Origin of the sequence: Rhodococcus aetherivorans (assembly GCF_025722975.1) — a bacterium.
Lineage (GTDB): Bacteria > Actinomycetota > Actinomycetes > Mycobacteriales > Mycobacteriaceae > Rhodococcus > Rhodococcus aetherivorans.
On the sequence record NZ_CP106982.1, the window covers coordinates 5326375 to 5343902 of the forward strand.

The following is a 17528-nucleotide window of genomic DNA, read 5'->3' on the forward strand; positions in this document are numbered from 1 at the left end:
CGTGCGAGTGGCGTGCCCGACAACCGCCCCCTCGGCGCGACAACCTCCCGCTCGGATCTCACGTTCCCCGCCCGACGGACGTCTACCCGGTGGGCCGGGTGGGACAGCCCGGGCGGAGGAGGAACCATGACCACCGGGAACCGGACCGACTCGCTCACCGCGCGGGTCGATGCTCAGGACTGGCCGGCGCTCGTCGCCGAACTCGACGCGACGGGGTGCGCGCAGACCGGGCCGCTGCTCACCGCGGACGAGTGCGCGCGCGTCGCCGCGATGTGGGACGACGACCGCCGCTTCCGCAGCACGATCGACATGGAACGGCACCGCTTCGGCAAGGGCACCTACCGCTACTTCGGCGACCCCGTACCCGAGGGCATCACCCGGTTGCGCGCGGCGTTCTACCACCGGTTGCTGCCCGTCGCACGGGACTGGGCGCAGCGGCTCGGCGACCCGGCGCCCTGGCCCGACGACTTCGGCGACTGGCTCGACGCCTGCCACGCCGCCGGACAGGCCAGGCCGACGCCCATCCTGCTGCGCTACACGACCGGCGACTGGAACGCCCTGCACCGCGACCTCTACGGCGACCTGGTGTTCCCGCTGCAGGTGGTGATCGGCCTCGACCGGCCCGGCCACGACCACCTCGGCGGCGAGTTCCTCCTCGTCGAGCAACGCGCCCGCGCACAGTCCCGCGGCACCGTCACCGTGCTGCAGCAGGGTCACGGGCTGATCTTCACCACCCGCGACCGGCCCACCCCCTCCGCGCGCGGCTGGACCCGCTCCCCCGTCCGGCACGGGGTCAGCACCGTCCGCGCCGGCGTCCGCCGCACCCTCGGCCTCGTCCTGCACGACGCCCGATGACCGGCTACACGCTGCTCGGCGCGGACGGCCGTCCCTACCGCAGCCCGATCCCCGGGTCCGTCGGTGGGCACCGGCGCGGCCGGATCTACGGTCGCCTCGACTGCCGCGCGGCGCTGCGGGCGATCGCCCGCGGCGGGTACGTCCGGGACCGGGTCTTCTTCGCCGACGAATCCGATGCCGTCGCAGCCGGATACCGCCCGTGCGCGGTGTGCCTTCCGGGGCGCTACCGGGAATGGCAGACGAGGCGGCACCCGTGAGCGACGCCCTGTTCCCCGTGCCGCGCGCCCGCGTCGAGATCGCCCCGGGCGCCGTGCACGTGCCCGGCTGGCTCGACGTCGACGAGCAACGCCGCCTCGTCGCCGCCTGCCGGGACTGGGCGCGCGGGCCCGTGCCGATCCGTCACACCGCCCTGCCTGGCGGGGGCCGGATGTCGGTGCAGACCGTCTGCCTCGGGTGGCACTGGTCGCCGTACCGTTACACCCGCACCGCGGTGGACGTGAACGACGCTCCCGTCGCCCCTTTCCCGGACCGGCTGGGCGACCTCGGGCGGCGTGCCCTCGTCGCCGCGTACGACGACCCGCACGCCGGCGACGATTACACCCCCGACACCGCGCTGATCAACTTCTACGACGGCGACGCCCGCATGGGCATGCATCAGGACAAGGACGAACGCAGCGACGCCCCCATCGTGTCGCTCAGCATCGGCGACGCGTGCACCTTCCGGTTCGGCAACACCGAGAGCCGCGGCCGGCCCCACCGCGACGTCCGGCTCGAATCCGGCGACCTGTTCGTGTTCGGCGGTCCGTCGCGGTTCGCGTATCACGGTGTGCCCAAAGTCTTTCCCGGCACGGCCGACCCCGCGTCGGGGATGACGCGGGGCCGGCTCAACCTCACGATGCGGGTCACCGGGCTCGGCGGGTGAGCTACCCCGGAGCGGCGGGGAGCCTCACCCCTCCTCGGGCTTGACCGCCAGCACCGGTTTGCGGCAGGACAGCAGCAGCCGCTGGGCGGTACTGCCGAGAAGCAACTTGCCGACGGGTGTGCGGTCGCGGACCCCGATCACCAGCAGTTGCGCCTCGTCGGGCTCCATGGCGTCCAGGATCACGTCGACGGTCTCGTCGCCGACCGTCTGCCTGATCTCGTGCTCGACGCCGCTTCCGGACAACTTCTCCTCCAGCGCCTCGAGCTGTGCCCGGGCGGCGAACGACCGGTCGGCGAGGGCATCGCCCCTGGAGGTGTTGATCACGAGCAGTGAGGTGCCGCGCAACCGGGCCTCGGCGATGCCGTGGTCGACGGCGGCTCCGCCGTACCGGTCCGGGGTGAATCCGACGACGATCATGCGTGGGCCTTCTCTCGGGTCTCGCTGGAGTCGTCACCGGGGGTGCCGGCCGGAATCACGGCAGGCCGTCGCGAGTGGACGAACCGGGCGGCGAGCGGCGCGACGAGCAGCAGTGCGATGACGATGTAGACGACGATGGCGACGGGTTCGGTGACGAGACTGCCCCAGTCGCCGCCACCGAGCTGCAAGCTCTGGCGGAGTTGGCGTTCGATGCGCGGCCCGAGGATCACCCCGATGATCAACGGCAGGACCGGAAGACCGAACCGGCGCATCATGAGCCCGAGCAGGCCGAACGTCAGCAGCAGGGCGAGGTCGAGCCACTGCAGGTTGACGGCGAACGCGCCGAGCGCGGCGAAGAACAGGATGCCGGCGTACAGATACGGCCGGGGCGTGCGGAGCAGCTTGGCCCACAGCGGGGCGAGGGGAAGGTTGAGGACGAGCAGGAGGAAGTTGCCGATGAACAGGCTCGCGATCAGCGTCCAGATCAGCAGCGGTTCCTTCTCGAACAGCGTCGGCCCGGGCTGGATTCCGTACGACACGAAGGCGGTCAGCATCACCGCGGCGGTCGCATTGGTCGGCAGGCCCAGCGACAGCATCGGCACGAGGGTGCCCGCCGCGGAGGCGTTGTTCGCCGCCTCCGGTCCCGCGACGCCTTCGATGGCGCCCTTGCCGAACTCCTCCTTGTGCTTCGACAGCTTCTTCTCGGTGATGTACGAGAGGAAGGTCGGCAGCTCGGCACCACCCGCCGGCAGCGCGCCGAACGGGAATCCGTATGCGGTGCCGCGCAACCACGGCTTCCACGACCGCTTCCAGTCGCTGCGGCCCATCCACGGACGGCCGACCGGGATGACCTCGGCGGGGCGGCGGCGCAGGTGCGCGGCCACCCACAGCGCCTCACCGACCGCGAACACCGCGACCGCGACGACGACGATGTCGATGCCGTCGGACAGCTGCGGAATGCCGAAGGTGGCGCGGGGCTGCCCGGTGAGGAAGTCGATTCCGACCAGTCCGATCGCGAGGCCCAGGAACAGCGAGATGCAGCCCCGGAGCTTGGAACTGCCGAGGACGGCGGTGACGGCGACCAGCGCGAGCAGCATGATCGCCAGATACGACGGCGCACCGAGAGTCACGGCGAAGCGCGACACCGCGGGAGCGAAGAGCACCAGCAGCATCGTGCCGATCGATCCGGCGACGAACGAGCCGATGGCGGCGGTGGCGAGGGCCTGCGCCGCGCGCCCGGCTCTCGCCATCCGGTTGCCCTCGATCGCGGTGATCACGGAGGACGACTCCCCCGGGGTGTTGAGCAGGATCGAGGTCGTCGACCCGCCGTACATTCCGCCGTAGTAGATGCCGGCGAACATGATGAACGCGGCGCTCGGGCTCACGTTGTAGGTGACGGGCAGCAGCAGCGCCACCGTCATCGCGGGCCCGATGCCCGGCAGCACTCCGACCGCGGTCCCCAGCAGGACACCGAGACACGCGTAGAGCAGGTTCATCGGGGTCGCCGCCTGCTCGAACCCCTGCAGCAGCCAGGTCAATGTGTCCATGTCACAGAATTCCGTCCAGAATGCCTGCGGGCAGCGGTATTCCGAGCCCGACGTAGAATGCGTAGAAGCTGCCGAACCCGAGGACCGCCCCGATCACGAGACTGCGCACGTAGTGCCTGTTTCCCAGGACCGTCGCGGCGCCGGCGAACAACAGGGTTCCGGTGATCGCCCACCCCAGCGGGCCGACGAGGGCGATCGTCGCGACGAACAACGCGACCAGCAGCCCGACCGTGCGCCAGTCCCCGGGCGACGACAGGTCCACGTCCTCTCCGCCGTCCTCCTCGCCGGTCGATCCCCACAGGATCGCCGCTGCGAGCGCCACCGCGCAGACGACGAGTCCGGTGCCGACGACCATCGGGAACAGCCGAGGCCCCACCGGGTCGACCTTGACGAAACCCGCTGTCAGAGTGAGCGCGTCGACGATCAGGAAGACTCCCACCGCCACGAGCACACCGCAGACGACGAACTGGGCCGGATCCTTCATCCGGCGGGCCGGCGTCGCATCGGCCGCTGCCCGCGTACTCATGCCAGCCCCAGCTCGGACAGCGTGGACGAAACCCGCTCGTCCTGCTCTTCGAGGAACCGCTCGAACTCCGGTCCGGTCGCGAACGCGTCGCTCCACCCGTTCTTCACCAGAGCCTCCTTCCATGCCGGGGTGTCGTGCAACTTCGCGAGCGCCTCCACCATTGCCGCCTTGGCCTCGTCCGAAATTCCGGGCGGCGCAAGGATTCCGCGCCAGTTGGTGAAGGTCAGATCGATGCCCGCCTCACGGAGCGTCGGTGCGTCGATGCCGGGAACGCGCTCGTTGCCCGACACCGCGAGGACCCGGACCTGGCCCGCCTCGATCTGGTCGACGTACTCGCCGAGCCCCGACGTGCCCGCGGTGATCTTCTCGCCGAGCAGCGCGGTCAGCAGATCACCGCCGCCGTCGTAGGACACGAAGTTCACTGCCTTCGGATCCACTCCCACCGCACGTGCCGTCTCCATCGGGAACAGGTGGTCGGGACCTCCGGGTGACGATCCACCGCCGATCGTGATCGCCGACGGGTCGGCGCGCCACGCGGCGACGAAGTCGTCGACGGTGCGCAACGGCGAGTCCGCGGGGACGAGAATGCCCTCCTGCTCCTCGACCATCCTGGCCAGGGCCGTAGCGTCGGACACCCGGGCCGTCGAGCCGTTCGTGTAGCCGGCGCCGACCACCCCGAGGCCCATCATCATCATGAGGTCGTCGTTGCCCGCCTCGTTCATGAGCCGGGCCATCGCCACCGTTCCGCCTGCGCCGATGACGTTGAAGACCTCCACGCGGCCGGTGATGCCGTCGTCCTCCATGATCTTCACCGCCGTCCGGGCGGTGAGGTCGTAGCCTCCGCCGGGGCTGTTGGGAACCATCATCCGCACCCGGTGCAGACCCTCGTCCTCGCCGCGGGTGACGCCGCATCCGGCAACGAGAATCCCCGCGAGCACGAGCAGTAGGACCGCACGTACGCGGCCTCCGCCGGCTGTCCTGGACATCGTTCCTTCTTTCGCCGAAAAATGTGACCTTCGGCAATACTGAACCCGTCAGTGAGTCACGTCACTCTTGAGTACGAAACGGAACTTGAGTTCATTGTGGTCACCACGTCCCCTCCGTATCCGCAGCCTCGCCGGGCAGGTTCTGCTCCTTCAGCTCGCCGTCGTGGCGGTGGTGCTGCTGGCGGTCGCCGCGGTGTCGGTGCACCAGTCGACCGTCGGATTCCGCGACCTGCAGGGTCAGCGGATGATCGCGGTCGCCGAGAACGTGGCCTCGACGCCCGTGGTGCGGGAACTGCTGTCCGCACCGTCCGCCGGCACGGTTCTCGCGCCCGAAGTGGACCGCGCCGTGAACCTGTCCGGGGCGACGCTCGCCGAGATCGTGACCGCCGACGGCACGGTCCTCGTGTCGTCGGACCCGACCCGGCTCGGCGCGGCTGCGGAACTCGGGGCCAGCGACGTGGCAAGCGGCCGGGCCTGGTCCGGTGACGTGGTCGTCGACGGCCGTCGGGCCATCGCGGGACACGTCCCGATCCTGTCGCCGGCCGGGTCCGTGCTCGCGATCGTGGCGGTGAGCGACGACTACCCGTCCCTGTGGGACCTCCTCCGCAGCGCCGGAGCCCGGTTGCTGCTGTATCTCGGCATCGGCGCCGGGCTCGGGCTCCTCGGCTCGTGGCTGTTGTCGCGACGGATCAAGACCCACACCCGGGGGCTCGAGATCGCCGAGATCGCCAACCTCGCCGACCACCGCGAGGCGCTGCTGCACAACATCCGCGAGGGCGTGGTGGCGGTGAACACCGAGGGCGTCATCACCGTTCTCAACGACAGCGCACAGGAGCTGCTCGACCTCACCGCGGACGCCGTCGGCCGCCGCGTCGACGACGTCGACCTCGAACCGGCGGTCCGTCAGTACCTGCTCAGCGGGGACGACAGCGGCGACGTCGTGCTGTCGACGGCGTCCCGGGTGCTGGCGCTCAGTCGCCGGACCGCGACGAGCCGGGGACAGCGGATCGGCACCGTCACCACGATGCGCGACAGCACCGAGCTGGCGTCGCTGCAGAGCCAGCTGTCGTCGCACAAGAGTGTCACCGACACCCTCCGGGCCCAGACCCACGAATTCGCCAATCAGCTCCACACCATCTCGGGGCTCACCCAACTCGGCGACTACGACGCCGTCACCGACTTCGTCGGAACTCTCACCAGGCGCCGAGCGGAAATCAGTGACGCTGTGACGCAGCGTATTTCCGACCCCGCCGTGGCCGCCCTGCTCATCGCGAAGACATCGCTCGCCGCGGAGACCGGAGTGACCCTGGTCCTCGAGCCCGATTCGCGCCTGCGGGCCCTCGACCCCGAACTCGCCACCGACGTCATCACCGTCCTCGGCAATCTCGTCGACAACGCCGTCGACGTGTCGCAGGGCGGGCGGGACGCGCGGATCTCCGTCCGCATCACCGACTCCGATGGCATCACGGTCGAGGTCGCCGATTCGGGTCCCGGCGTGCCCGATTCCCTGCGGGAGGAGATCTTCGCCCGGGGCGTCACGTCCAAACCCGACACGCCCGGGGGACGCGGGGTCGGACTGGCGCTGGTGCGACTGGTCAGCGCCCAGCACGGCGGATCGGCTACCGTCTCCGATGCCCCGGTCACCGGCGGCGCCTTGTTCACCGTCCACATCCCGCGCAGTAAGGATGGCTGACCATGCACGACCGTCCAGGATCGGACGAGGCGGCGACGCACAAGGTCGTCGTCGTGGACGACGACTTCATGGTCGCGGAGATCCACCGTCGATTCGTGGACCGGACAAAGGGATTCACCACGGTCGCGGTGGCACACAGCGGCGCGGAGGCGCTCGACGCCGCGCGGACCACCGCACCCGACCTCCTCCTGCTCGACGTCTACCTGCCCGACATGTCGGGACTCGACGTTCTTCAGCGGCTGCGCGCCGAGGGCGACGCCGTCGCCGTCATCATGATCACCGCCGCCCGGGAGATCGACACCGTCGGTCGCGCCCTGCACGGCGGAGCGACCGACTACCTGGTCAAGCCGTTCGAGTACGCGCAGCTCCGGGAGAAGCTCGAGCACTTCCGGCGCCGAGCGCACGAGCTCGCGACCCAGACGAGCGCCGACCAGACGTTCATCGACTCCCTGTTCGGTGCCGGCGGCAAGGCCGCCGAACCCGTACGGCTGCCGAAGGGTCTGAGCGCCGAAACCGGCCGGCTGATCCTCGCCACGGTCCGCGCCCGCGGCGAACTGTCCGCCACCGAGTGCGCGGAGCTGGCCGGGTTGTCGCGGGTGAGCGTGCGCCGCTACCTCGAGCACTACCTGGACGCAGGCCTGCTCGAACTGCGTCTCGAATACGGCGGCACCGGCCGACCGGTCCGCCGCTACCGGCCCGCCGGGCACTGACCCCGGGCCGCATCCCGGGAGTGTTCCGCGGGTTGCAGGTGCACGACGGAGCGGTAGAACGCGAGGTGCGCGGCCGCCGCGTCGTCCCAGGTGTGGGCCGCGGCGAGCGCCCGCCCCCGGTGTGTCCGCGCGGCGTCGGGCGGCTCGGTGAGGGCGCCGGCCATCTCCCGGTGCGTCGACGCGAACCGGACGGTGTCGCCGAACACCTCGCGCAGTACCGGCAGATCCCGCGCCACCACGGGCACTCCGGCGGCCAGGGCCTCCATCGCGGCGAGCCCGAAGCCCTCCTTCGTGGACAGGAACGCGAACACCGACGCCTGCGCGACCAACGCCGGCAGCGCGTCCTCGGCCACCGTCCCCAGGATCGTCGGATCCACGCCCAGTTCCGCGCAGCGACGGTCGAATTCGGCTCGGTACGGCCGGTAGTCGAACAACGTCTCGCCGCCGGCGAACACCAGCCGCATCCCGGGCCGCTCACGGCGCAGCAGGGCGAACGCCTCCACCAGATCGATGCTGCCCTTGCGGGGCTCGATGCCACCGACGGCCAGCACGTACTCCCCCAGCTGCGCCCGCCACCGGGCCCGCGCCGCCCTGTCGTGCTCGGCGCGCGAGAAGCGGTGCGCGTCGACGCCGTTGGCGATGACCGTGGGCGTGAAACCCCAGCCCGCGCGGACCTCCTCGGCGACCGCACGCGAGACGCAGATCCGCGCATACGGTTCGGCGACGGCCCGTTCGTGACAGGCGGCGAGCTGCGGCGTGGTGAACCGGTCGAGGTGGTGGATCGTGCGGATGCACCGGTTTCCGACGGCGTTGGCGCTGATGCAGTCCTGCGCGTGCACCACGTCGTACCTGCCGGGGGTGAACGCCGCGCCGAGCGCGGCGATCGAACGCATGATGCGCTCCCCGACCCCCTCCCCCTCCACCCCGGCGAACGGGACGACGCGCACCCGCACGGCCGGGTCGACGGCGCGGAAGAACCCGTCGTCGCCGCCGCGCCCGAGCGTCCACACGGCGACGTCGTGGCCCGTCCGGGCCAGGGCCTCGGCAAGATTGAGGGTGTGGACGACACCGCCGCGCGGCTTGGTGGAGTACGTGAGCAGAGCGATCCTCACCCGATGTCCCCCTTCTCGTCGAGCAGTCCCCGATAGGTGTCCACGCGCCGCTCGGCCAGGTGGTGCAGCACCCGGCGGGCCCGTTCCACCTCGACCTCGACGTCGATGTCGACGACGGCGAGCCCGCCCTTGGTACCCGTGCGGGCGAGCACCTCGCCACCCGGGCCGACGATCTTCGCCTGCCCGAGGAAGCGCATGCCGCCCTGCATCCCGGTCTGATTGGACGAGACGAGCACGACCTGGTTCTCGGCGGCGCGGGCCGCGTCGTACAGGTCGAACAGCCGGGACTGCCGGTCCTGCGGCAGCCGGGCCGCCCGGTCGGTGACGCTCGCGGGCCACGCCGACAGCGCGGCGACGATCCGTGCGCCGTCCAGCGCCAGCGTGCGGGCGGACTCGGGGAACGTCTTGTCGTAGTCGATCAGCATCCCCATGCGACCCACCGGGGTGTCGAAGGCCTCGAACCGGTCGCCCGGCGCGTAGGCGAGGAATTCCCCGGCCGGCTGGTGCACCTTGCGGTGGGTGCCGAGAATCCCGTCGCCGGTGACGCAGGCGGCGGCGTTGTACCGCAGATCCCCGTCCCGTTCGGTGTAGCCGACGCACACGGTCATCTCGCCCGCCATCCGGGCGAGCGCGTCGAGTTCGGGTCCGTCCCGCCACAGTGCGGGCGGCAGGTCGTCCGGGTCGGGCCGGCGCAGGTCCGAGATGTACCCGCCGAGGCACGCGTCGGGCAGCACCAGCAACTCGATGCGGTCCCGTCGCGCGGACTCGATCAGGGTCTCCAGTTTGAGCAGGGCCCGCGGCACGTCGCGTCCGAAGTGACCGGCCAGGGCGGCGATGCGCGTCATGCGGCGCCCGTCAGGCCGGGGCGCCGATCGAGGCCCGCAGTCCAGCCTCGAGCTCGATCCGGTCCGCGAGGTGTTCGGCGTCGCGGGCGATTCCGGCGAACCGTCCCGATCCCCACGTGTGCAGCCAGGGCAGGCCCAGGAAGTACAGGCCGGGCACCGAGGTCACGCCCCGATTGTGGCACGGCAGACCGGCACCGTCGAAGACCCCGGCGTGCAGCCAGCGGTAGTTCGTCCGGAATCCGATCGACCAGATCACCGAGCCGATCCCGGCGGTGTCCAGGTCCAGGCCGGTGGGTTCCTCGGCGGGTCGCCACACCGGGACGTACCGCTCCTCCGGCGGGGCGTCGATGCCCTCCCGCGCGATGTGGTCGTCGATCAGGTCCTTGATGCTCTCGGCCACGGCGTCGGCCGCGTCGAGCGACGCGCCGAGGGTGGGCGCCACACGCAGCACTCCGTCGTCCACACCGAGCAGCCTGCCGTAGAGGCGCATCCCCTCGAGGGCGAAGGACCGCAGGTCGATGTCGCGACCGCCGTCGCGGCCCGTGACGTAGTGATTGGTGTTCTCCCGTTTGGCGGTTCCGCCGGGGTGTTCGGCGATGGGCACGTCATAGGTGCCCATGTCGTGCAGCCAGGCCACGCAGTCCCGCCCGCGGTAGAACCGCGCCACCCGCGGTGCGCTCCCGGTCACCAGGTGGACCTGCCGGCCGGCGAGCATGAGGTCCTCGGCGATCTGCGCGCCGGACTGCCCGTTGCCGACCACCAGCACCGCACCGTCCGGCAGCGCGGACGCCGACCTGTACCGCGAGGAGTGCAGCTGGGTGAGGTGCGCGGGCAGCTTCTCCGCGTACCGCGGCACCACGGGCTCGTGGTAGCCGCCGGTGGCGACGACGACCTGCCGCGCCCGGATCGGGCCTGCGGTGGTCTGCACATCGAAGCCGCCGCCGGCCGCCTGCGTCACCGACGTGACCGCGACGCCCTCGCGCACCGGCGGGTGGAAGGTGCCGGCGTAGCCGCGGACGAACGCGTACGTCTCGTCGCGGGTCATGAACCCGTCCGGATCGTCGCCGCGGTAGCTGTAGCCGGGCAGGTTGCATTGCCAGTTGGGGGTGACGAGGGTGAAGTTGTCCCACCGGCTGTCGCGCCACTCGTGGGCGATGCCGTCCCGTTCGAGCACCACATGGTCGATGCCCCGCTGCACGAGGTGCCAGCTGACGGACAGACCGGCCTGGCCCCCGCCCACGACGACGACGTCACGGTTCTCGATCATCGGACTGTTCCTTCCGGTCGGTGGGCTGCGCCGGCGCCGCCCGGCGCGGCGTCGACGGTGGGCGGATCCAGGGCCAGCACCCGCACGACGGCATCGGGTTCGTAACGACCGGCCGCCGCCTCGATCTCCGCGAGTGTCGCGGCCGCGGAGGTGCAGTACATGCCGAACTTGACGCGCACGCGTTCGCTCGCCTCGGTGAGGGCCAGGCGAGTGCGGTCGACGAAGTCCCGGACGGCGTACTCCGCGCCCGCGGTCAGATGGTCGTGCATCACCAGGGACGGCGAGTAGTACTCGCCGGCGCGGCCGTCGGGCCACCGCACCGTGCAGGTCATTTCAGGCATGGGCCGGCACACCTGCGCCGCGGAGGGACGCCGGCCGCTGCTCGCGGCTCAGCTGCGTCCCGGTCACCAGGTTGGGGGCCACCACGTCGCCGTAGACCTCGGGCCGCCGGTCCCGCAGGTTGTACATGCCGCCGCCGCGGATCGCGTCGAGTTCGGCGCGCACGTCGAGCCGGGCGGACGCGAGGCCGGGGTCGGTGCCGGTGGTCGCCAGGATCTCCCCACCCGGCCCGACGATCTTGGCGCTGCACACGAACCGCAGCGACCCGAAGGTGCCGGCCTGGTTGGACGCCACCCACACCACCTGGTTCTCGGTGGCCCGGGCCCGGTCGTAGATGTCGAAGCGCTGCGTCCACCGATCGTCCGCGAGAGCCGCGGCCTGCGCGGTCCGGGCCGTCGGCCAGGCGGACAGCGACGTGACGATCTCCGCGCCGTCGAGCGCCAGGGCGCGGGCCGCCTCGGGGAACGCCTTGTCGTAGCAGATCTGCATGCCCATCCGGCCGATCGGCGTGTCGAACGCCGCGTAGCGGTCGCCGGCGTCGTAGCAGAGGTTCTCGCCCAGCGGCTGGTGCACCTTGCGGTAGGAGCCGAGGATGCCGTCGCCGTGCAGCGTCACGGCCGCGTTGTAGCGGGTCGGCCCGTCGGCCTCGCAGAAGCCCAGGGTCACCACGAGGTCGCCGGCGAGGTCCACGACCCGCCGCAGTTCCGGTCCGTCGAGTGCGAGCGCCGGCGGCAGCGCGCGCAGGCGCCGCTCCCGCGCCGCCTCGCTCTCGTCGCCACCGCCGAGGCTCGGCAGGTACCCGCCGAGGCACGCTTCGGGCAGCACCAGCAGGTCGCTGCCGCGGGCGCGGGCCTGGTCGATCAGTGCCGCGATCGTCGCGTAGGACTGCTCCATGTCGCGGCCGAATTCCGCCGCCGCGACCGAGATTCCGATCTCGCTCATGCTCTTCCCAATCCTGTGACGGTGCCGTGCACCGCGTTCGTGATCATGCCGTCGGGCCAGCGCAGGCCGACCCCCGGTCGTGTGGTCAGTTCCCCGCACACCGCGGACACAGCCGGTCCGCTCGGCGGCGTGGGGCGTCCGGGCCGGTCCGCGGTCACCATCGCGAAGCCCGGGAAGCACGCCATCCAGTCGCCCATCGTCGCGCCCGCCGGCCGGGGAATCCTCGCGACGTCGAGGACGGCGCCGACGCCGCTCGCTTCGGCCAGCATCCCGACGGTGCCGGCGAGTCCGGCCATGCTCACGTCCTTGGCCGCCGCCGGCCGCGCGCGGCGGACGAAGGACCCGAGCAGCGCGAGCTCCTCGGACGTGCACGTCGAGGTGGAATCCCATTGCTGTCCAGTGTATCCCGGTCGCCACCGGCCGCGCAGGTCCACGGTGAGGCGGAGGTCGTGGCCCGCGGAGCCACCGCCCGCCGGGATCGGCTCGGCCGCCGCGCCGAGCGCGGTGACCGACAGCGCGGCGGGGACGCCGAGCTGGGTGTGGCCACCGAGGATCGGCACGTTCCACATCCGGCCGGCGTGCGCCAGCCCGCGGAGCACGCGGGTGAGCACCGAGCGGTTGGGGGCGCCGACGGCGTCGAGCATCCCGACCGGCGTCGCACCCATCGCGGACAGGTCGTTGAGGTTGACCAGGGCCGCGCACCAGCCCGCCCACTCGGGATCGCGCTGGACCATCGCCGGCACGATCGCGTCGCACGCCGCGACGAGGTCGCTGCCGGGGACGGGCGCACCGTCGTCACCACGAAACCCGTTGCCACCGAGCCCGTCCGGATCCCGGTCCAACGGCGCCAAGACCTGCGCCAGGACCGATTTCGTGGACCGGACGAGCCGTTCGATGCGGTCGAGCGGCCACTGCATCAGCACATGCGGGGCACCGGCGACGACGACGTCGTCCCGGCGGACCCAACCGAGTCGGGTGAACATCGGCTCGTTGGGTGCCTGCACGGTCGCGTCGAAGCGCAGCACGCCGTGGGACTCGGCGTACGCGCAGGCCGCGCGGACGAGGGCCCGGCCGATGCCGCCGCCGTGGCGGCTGCGGCTGTCGACGACCAGGCGGCTGCCGGTCCACCAGCCGAGGTCCACGCCGTCGGTGGCCGGGGCGAGCCGCACCCCGCCGAGGACGGCGCCGTCGGGTGCGGCAGCGACCAGGACGACGGTGCGGGGATCGTCGTCGAGGTCGTCCCGGTCGCTGCCCGCGAACAGTCCCTGCTCGAGCACGAACGTCTCGCGGCGCAGCCGGTGGTAGGCGGCCACGTCGCCGGCGTGGGCCGCCGCGCGCACGAGGAAGCCGGGCGGCGGCGCCGGTGCGGGACCGGCGAGCACCGCGGGGTCGAACAGTTCGGTGGTCCGGGAACCGGATTCGGATGTCATGTCAGCCTCCCGCGTTCTGCAGCACGCTGCACGCGCCGCACGCGGCGCATCCGGCCTTCTGGTCGGAGCCGGCCATGCCCGCCGCCCGCAGCTGCGCGGCGACGCGCCGGGTGACGTCCTCGAGCAGCGTCGCGTCGGGGGCCGTCGCCCCGTCGACGTCGACGGCGAGGGTGCCGGCGAGGGGCCGGAACGGCACCACGAACGGGTAGACCCCCATCGCGATGAGTTCGGCTGCGCCGGCGACGAGTTCGTCGGCGTCCTCGCCGAGTCCGACGAGCAGGTAGGTGGAGACCTGATTGCGCCCGAAGACGCGCACGGCCTCGGCCCACGCCGCCCGGTACTCGGCGAGCGGAACCGTCGCCTTGCCCGGCATCCAGCGCCGGCGCACGCCGTCGTCGAGGGATTCGACGTGGATGCCGATCGAGTCGGCGCCCGCCCGGCGCAGGTCGGTGAGGGTGGCGAGATCGCCGGGCGGTTCGCACTGCACCTGGACGGCGAGGTGCGGCACGGCCGCCTTGACCGCGCGCACGCAGCGGGCCAGGTGGCGGGCGCCCCGGTCCGTCCCGGCGGAGGTGCCCGTGGTCATGATCATCTGGGTGACCCCGTCGAGGTGGACCGCGGCCGCGGCGACCTCGGCGAGCTGCTCGGGACGTTTGACCGCGACCGTCGAACCCGCCGCCAGCGACGCCTCGATCGAGCAGAAGCGGCAGCGCTGGTCGGGGTCGTACCGGATACAGGTCTGCACCACGGTGGTGGCCAGGACGTCGGCGCCGTGCAGGCGGGCGATCTTCTCGTAGGAGACGCCGTCCGCGGTCTGCAGGTCGTAGAACCTGGGCCGGCGCACCGGCTCGACGTCGAGGCCCATGTCCGTTCCGTCCAGCAGCAGCCGGGTGCCGTCCACCGTGTACGGGCTGTCGGACCGGATAGGGATCGCGCCGCCCACCCCGCCGATCAGGACGTGCCCGTCGTCGCTCGGGCCGGCGCCGGAACGCCTGTGCACCGGCGCCTCGAGGGACCGGATGCCGCGGACGGCCAGGTCGACCCGGGTCGAGAGACCGCTCATGGTGTCACCCTTCAGACCATGTAGGTGGAGTTGATGATGGCGCCCTTGCGGGCGTAGTGGATGATCGCGTCCTGCACGTCCAGGGGGTGGGCGGGAATGGCGCCCTCGATCAGGTCCTCCTCCCGGTGCCCGTGCAGCGCGAGGCCGAACCGGCACACGAAGACCTTGCCGCCCTCCGTGATGAAGGTGGTCAGCGCGTCGTTGATGTTCTGCTCACCCGGGAACCCGTTGTCACCTGTCGTCGGGAAGCCGCGTGTGGCAACGGCATTCATCGCTCCGGTGCCGTAGAAGTAGATGGCCGACTCGAAGCCCTTGCGCAGCGCGCGCGTGGCCTGCAGGACCGCGACGAAGCTCACCGACGACTCGTGGGCGATGCCGTGCACGAGGGTGAAGTAGCACTCGCCGTCCTCGGCCCGATAGTCGGGGAAGATCTTGGTCGAGCCGTAGAGGTTGGTGCCCTTGGGCAGTGCCGGATGGGGGATCTCGGCCAGGGACCTGGCGATGTTGTCGGCAATGGTCTGCTCGATGTCGGTCACTGAGTTCTCCTCGGAGATCGGTGGATTCGGCGGGCGCGCCGGTGATCTCGCCCGGCTGCGGCCTGCAATCAGTAGACGTGCAGTCGATTTCGCGTTGGTCATCCCTGGAACAACGCCGCATTTCGTGGAGCTCACATCGGCCGGAATCCCGTCATCGCCGCGTAACACCGCCGCCGGGAGGGTGCGCGGCAGCGGGTGCGAGGCGACGGCAATGGGCAGGTCACCGGTTGGGTAGCATCGAGACCATGAGCACGGAGGCCCGCCCGCAGTCGGCCGGGGTCGAAGCCGGGTCGGCGAGGGCGACGGACGACCCGCTCGCCCTGGACCGTCAGGTCTGCTTCGCGCTCGCCGTCGCCAACCGGGCGGTGCTCTCGGTGTACCGGCCGGTGCTCGAGCCGCTCGGCCTGACCCACCCGCAGTACCTGGTGATGCTGGCCCTGTGGGGCGACGCCCCGATGTCGGTGAAGGAGATCGGCCGGGCCCTGCAGCTGGACTCCCCCACCCTGTCGCCGTTGCTCAAGCGGCTCGAGTCGACCGGGTTGATCACCCGCACCCGCAGCCCGCTGGACGAGCGGCAACTCGTCGTCGACCTGACCGACGAAGGCCGGGCCCTGCGGGCGCGGGCCGCGACGGTCCCGGAGACGGTCGTCCGCAAGCTCGGCGTGAGCCTGGCCGAGCTGGAGGAACTGCACGACGTGCTCACCCGCATCAACGCCGCGGCGCTGAAGGCCGGCGCGCTGCACCACGACTGAACCGCTCGCACCCCCCACCCCCGTGCGCGGCGGCGTCCACCATGCGGGAAACCCCAGAAGAACAATTACGGAACAGTAACGAACTCTCTCCATCGTCGCATCGACCGGATCCCGCGTGCGCTCTGTGGGTACGCAGGGACGGTTGTCCGAACGAAGGGAAGTGTCGTGAGCACCACCAACGCCGGCCGGAAGGGTGAGCCCCAGGAGGTCCCACCGGGGCATCTACGGCGCGCCATCAGCGCCTCTGCCATGGGGAACTTCACCGAGTGGTTCGACTACGGCGTGTACGCCTACACCGCCACCTACATCGCCGGCGCGTTCTTCCCCGACGATCTCGAGTCGGCAACCCTGCTCACCCTCGGCGTCTTCGCCGTGTCCTTCCTCGTCCGTCCCCTCGGCGGGCTGGTGTGGGGCCCCCTCGGCGACCGCCTCGGCCGCCGGCAGGTGCTCGCGCTCACGATCATCCTGATGGGCACCGCGACCGTCCTGCTGGGCGCCGTCCCGTCGTACGCGTCCATCGGGTTCTGGGCGCCGCTGCTGCTGGTTCTGCTGCGCATGATCCAGGGCTTCTCGACCGGCGGCGAGTACGGCGGCGCCGCGACGTTCATGGCCGAGTACTCCCCCGACCGCAAGCGCGGGTTCTTCGGCAGCTTCCTGGAGTTCGGCACCCTCGGCGGGTTCTCGTTCGGCGCGCTCATCGTGTTGTTCGTCGACCTGGTCTCCACCGACGCGTTCATGAGCACGTGGGGCTGGCGTCTGCCGTTCTTCGTCGCCGGACCGCTCGCCCTGGTGGGCCTGTACCTGCGGTCCAGGCTCGACGACACCCCGGTGTTCCGGGAACTCGAAGCCGAGGGCGCCGTCGAGCACGACACCGGCACGCAGTTCAAGGACCTGCTCGTGCAGTACCGGCGGCCCATCCTGACCCTGATGGGCCTGGTCGTCGCCCTCAACGTCTGCAACTACACCCTGCTGAGCTACATGCCCACCTACCTCGAGAACCGCATCGGGCTGTCGAGCACCGCGTCGCTGTTCCTCGTCGTGATCGGCCAGCTCGCGATGATGGCCGTCATCCCGTTCGCGGGCGCCCTGTCCGACCGGATCGGCCGCAAGCCGATGTGGACGATCTCGATGGGCGGCCTGCTGCTCTTCGCGGTTCCCATGTACAAGCTCATGAGCATCAGCTTCGGGTGGGCGATCGTCGCGTTCACCGTCCTCGGTCTGCTGTACGTCCTGCAGCTGTCGACCATCTCGGCGACATTCCCGGCCATGTTCCCCACCCACGTGCGCTTCGCCGGCTTCGCGATCGCCTACAACGTCTCGACGTCGCTGTTCGGCGGGACCGCACCGGCGGTCAACGAGTGGCTGGTGGAACGGACCGGCAACGACCTGGTGCCCGCCTTCTACATGATGGGGGCATGCGTCGTCGGCCTCGTCGCGCTGTACTTCGTGGCAGAGACGGCCGGGGCTTCCCTGCGCGGGCGCGGCATCCCCGGCGTCGACACCGAACCCCACCCGACGGCGCTGTCGAAGGCCTGACATCCGCCGAACACCTTCTCCGGAGGGGTCTTTCGATCGACCCCCGGGGC

The 17528-nt window shown here is 71.2% G+C and carries 19 protein-coding genes; 7 read left to right on the forward strand and 12 right to left on the reverse strand.

The genetic code is table 11. The annotated features are described in order from the left end of the window. The first annotated feature begins 126 nt into the window (after positions 1–126). The 3 genes from OCS65_RS24320 to OCS65_RS24330 are packed head-to-tail and all read left to right on the forward strand — an operon-like array spanning position 127 to position 1777. Complete coding sequence (locus tag OCS65_RS24320) at positions 127–855, forward strand: 2OG-Fe(II) oxygenase (protein WP_161996681.1); 729 nt, start codon at positions 127–129, stop codon at positions 853–855. After that, positions 852–1112 (forward strand): Ada metal-binding domain-containing protein, encoded by a 261-nt coding sequence (locus tag OCS65_RS24325; protein ID WP_006931895.1) that lies wholly within the window; start codon positions 852–854, stop codon positions 1110–1112. The genes OCS65_RS24320 and OCS65_RS24325 overlap by 4 nt, the downstream gene beginning before the upstream one ends. Then, entirely contained in the window at positions 1088–1777 is a 690-nt protein-coding gene (locus tag OCS65_RS24330; protein ID WP_037200500.1) for an alpha-ketoglutarate-dependent dioxygenase AlkB family protein, read from the forward strand. Before OCS65_RS24325 ends, OCS65_RS24330 begins: the two co-directional genes overlap by 25 nt. 24 nt (positions 1778–1801) lie before the next feature. On the opposite strand, the gene OCS65_RS24335 is transcribed toward OCS65_RS24330, so the two are convergent. The 4 genes from OCS65_RS24335 to OCS65_RS24350 are packed head-to-tail and all read right to left on the reverse strand — an operon-like array spanning position 1802 to position 5253. Then, complete coding sequence (locus tag OCS65_RS24335) at positions 1802–2194, reverse strand: universal stress protein (RefSeq protein WP_029541295.1); 393 nt, start codon at positions 2192–2194, stop codon at positions 1802–1804. Then, positions 2191–3741, reverse strand: coding sequence for a tripartite tricarboxylate transporter permease (locus tag OCS65_RS24340; protein ID WP_263507887.1), 1551 nt, complete (start codon positions 3739–3741; stop codon positions 2191–2193). Before OCS65_RS24340 ends, OCS65_RS24335 begins: the two co-directional genes overlap by 4 nt. Position 3742: 1 nt before the next feature. Further along, entirely contained in the window at positions 3743–4267 is a 525-nt protein-coding gene (locus OCS65_RS24345) for a tripartite tricarboxylate transporter TctB family protein (protein WP_006931888.1), read from the reverse strand. Beyond that, positions 4264–5253, reverse strand: coding sequence for a Bug family tripartite tricarboxylate transporter substrate binding protein (locus OCS65_RS24350; RefSeq protein WP_006931886.1), 990 nt, complete (start codon positions 5251–5253; stop codon positions 4264–4266). The genes OCS65_RS24345 and OCS65_RS24350 overlap by 4 nt, the downstream gene beginning before the upstream one ends. A 67-nt stretch (positions 5254–5320) precedes the next feature. Here OCS65_RS24350 and OCS65_RS24355 point away from each other — a divergent pair, with 67 nt between their 5' ends. Continuing rightward, complete coding sequence (locus OCS65_RS24355) at positions 5321–6946, forward strand: sensor histidine kinase (RefSeq protein WP_263507890.1); 1626 nt, start codon at positions 5321–5323, stop codon at positions 6944–6946. 2 nt (positions 6947–6948) lie between these two features. Further along, the gene (locus tag OCS65_RS24360; RefSeq protein WP_006931882.1) at positions 6949–7656 is read left to right on the forward strand and encodes a response regulator; all 708 of its coding nucleotides are present in this window, start codon (positions 6949–6951) and stop codon (positions 7654–7656) included. Here OCS65_RS24360 and OCS65_RS24365 read toward each other — a convergent pair. From OCS65_RS24365 to OCS65_RS24400, 8 genes are read right to left on the reverse strand one after another with little or no spacing between them, the layout of a single operon-like run. Further along, positions 7635–8768, reverse strand: coding sequence for an MSMEG_0565 family glycosyltransferase (locus tag OCS65_RS24365; protein ID WP_263507892.1), 1134 nt, complete (start codon positions 8766–8768; stop codon positions 7635–7637). The genes OCS65_RS24360 and OCS65_RS24365 overlap by 22 nt on opposite strands. Next, the gene (locus OCS65_RS24370; protein WP_006931879.1) at positions 8765–9613 is read right to left on the reverse strand and encodes a carbon-nitrogen hydrolase family protein; all 849 of its coding nucleotides are present in this window, start codon (positions 9611–9613) and stop codon (positions 8765–8767) included. The genes OCS65_RS24365 and OCS65_RS24370 overlap by 4 nt, the downstream gene beginning before the upstream one ends. Before the next feature lie 10 nt (positions 9614–9623). After that, positions 9624–10880 (reverse strand): MSMEG_0569 family flavin-dependent oxidoreductase, encoded by a 1257-nt coding sequence (locus OCS65_RS24375; protein WP_006931875.1) that lies wholly within the window; start codon positions 10878–10880, stop codon positions 9624–9626. Beyond that, entirely contained in the window at positions 10877–11221 is a 345-nt protein-coding gene (locus OCS65_RS24380; RefSeq protein WP_065923013.1) for an MSMEG_0570 family nitrogen starvation response protein, read from the reverse strand. Before OCS65_RS24380 ends, OCS65_RS24375 begins: the two co-directional genes overlap by 4 nt. After that, positions 11214–12161 carry a carbon-nitrogen hydrolase family protein gene (locus tag OCS65_RS24385; RefSeq protein ID WP_006931873.1) on the reverse strand — a complete coding sequence of 316 codons (948 nt, stop codon included), beginning with the start codon at positions 12159–12161 and terminating at the stop codon, positions 11214–11216. Before OCS65_RS24385 ends, OCS65_RS24380 begins: the two co-directional genes overlap by 8 nt. Then, complete coding sequence (locus tag OCS65_RS24390; protein ID WP_050034611.1) at positions 12158–13591, reverse strand: MSMEG_0567/sll0787 family protein; 1434 nt, start codon at positions 13589–13591, stop codon at positions 12158–12160. The genes OCS65_RS24385 and OCS65_RS24390 overlap by 4 nt, the downstream gene beginning before the upstream one ends. Position 13592: 1 nt before the next feature. Then, positions 13593–14654, reverse strand: a complete 1062-nt coding sequence (locus OCS65_RS24395; RefSeq protein ID WP_050034610.1) for an MSMEG_0568 family radical SAM protein — start codon at positions 14652–14654, stop codon at positions 13593–13595. 11 nt (positions 14655–14665) lie between these two features. After that, the gene (locus tag OCS65_RS24400; protein ID WP_006931869.1) at positions 14666–15190 is read right to left on the reverse strand and encodes an MSMEG_0572/Sll0783 family nitrogen starvation response protein; all 525 of its coding nucleotides are present in this window, start codon (positions 15188–15190) and stop codon (positions 14666–14668) included. 245 nt (positions 15191–15435) lie between these two features. Between OCS65_RS24400 and OCS65_RS24405 the strand changes: the two genes are divergently transcribed. Both OCS65_RS24405 and OCS65_RS24410 read left to right on the forward strand, forming a co-directional pair. Continuing rightward, entirely contained in the window at positions 15436–15942 is a 507-nt protein-coding gene (locus OCS65_RS24405) for a MarR family winged helix-turn-helix transcriptional regulator (protein ID WP_050034609.1), read from the forward strand. Positions 15943–16191: 249 nt separating this feature from the next. Then, positions 16192–17478 (forward strand): MFS transporter, encoded by a 1287-nt coding sequence (locus OCS65_RS24410; protein ID WP_232334203.1) that lies wholly within the window; start codon positions 16192–16194, stop codon positions 17476–17478. Positions 17479–17528 lie beyond the last annotated feature (50 nt).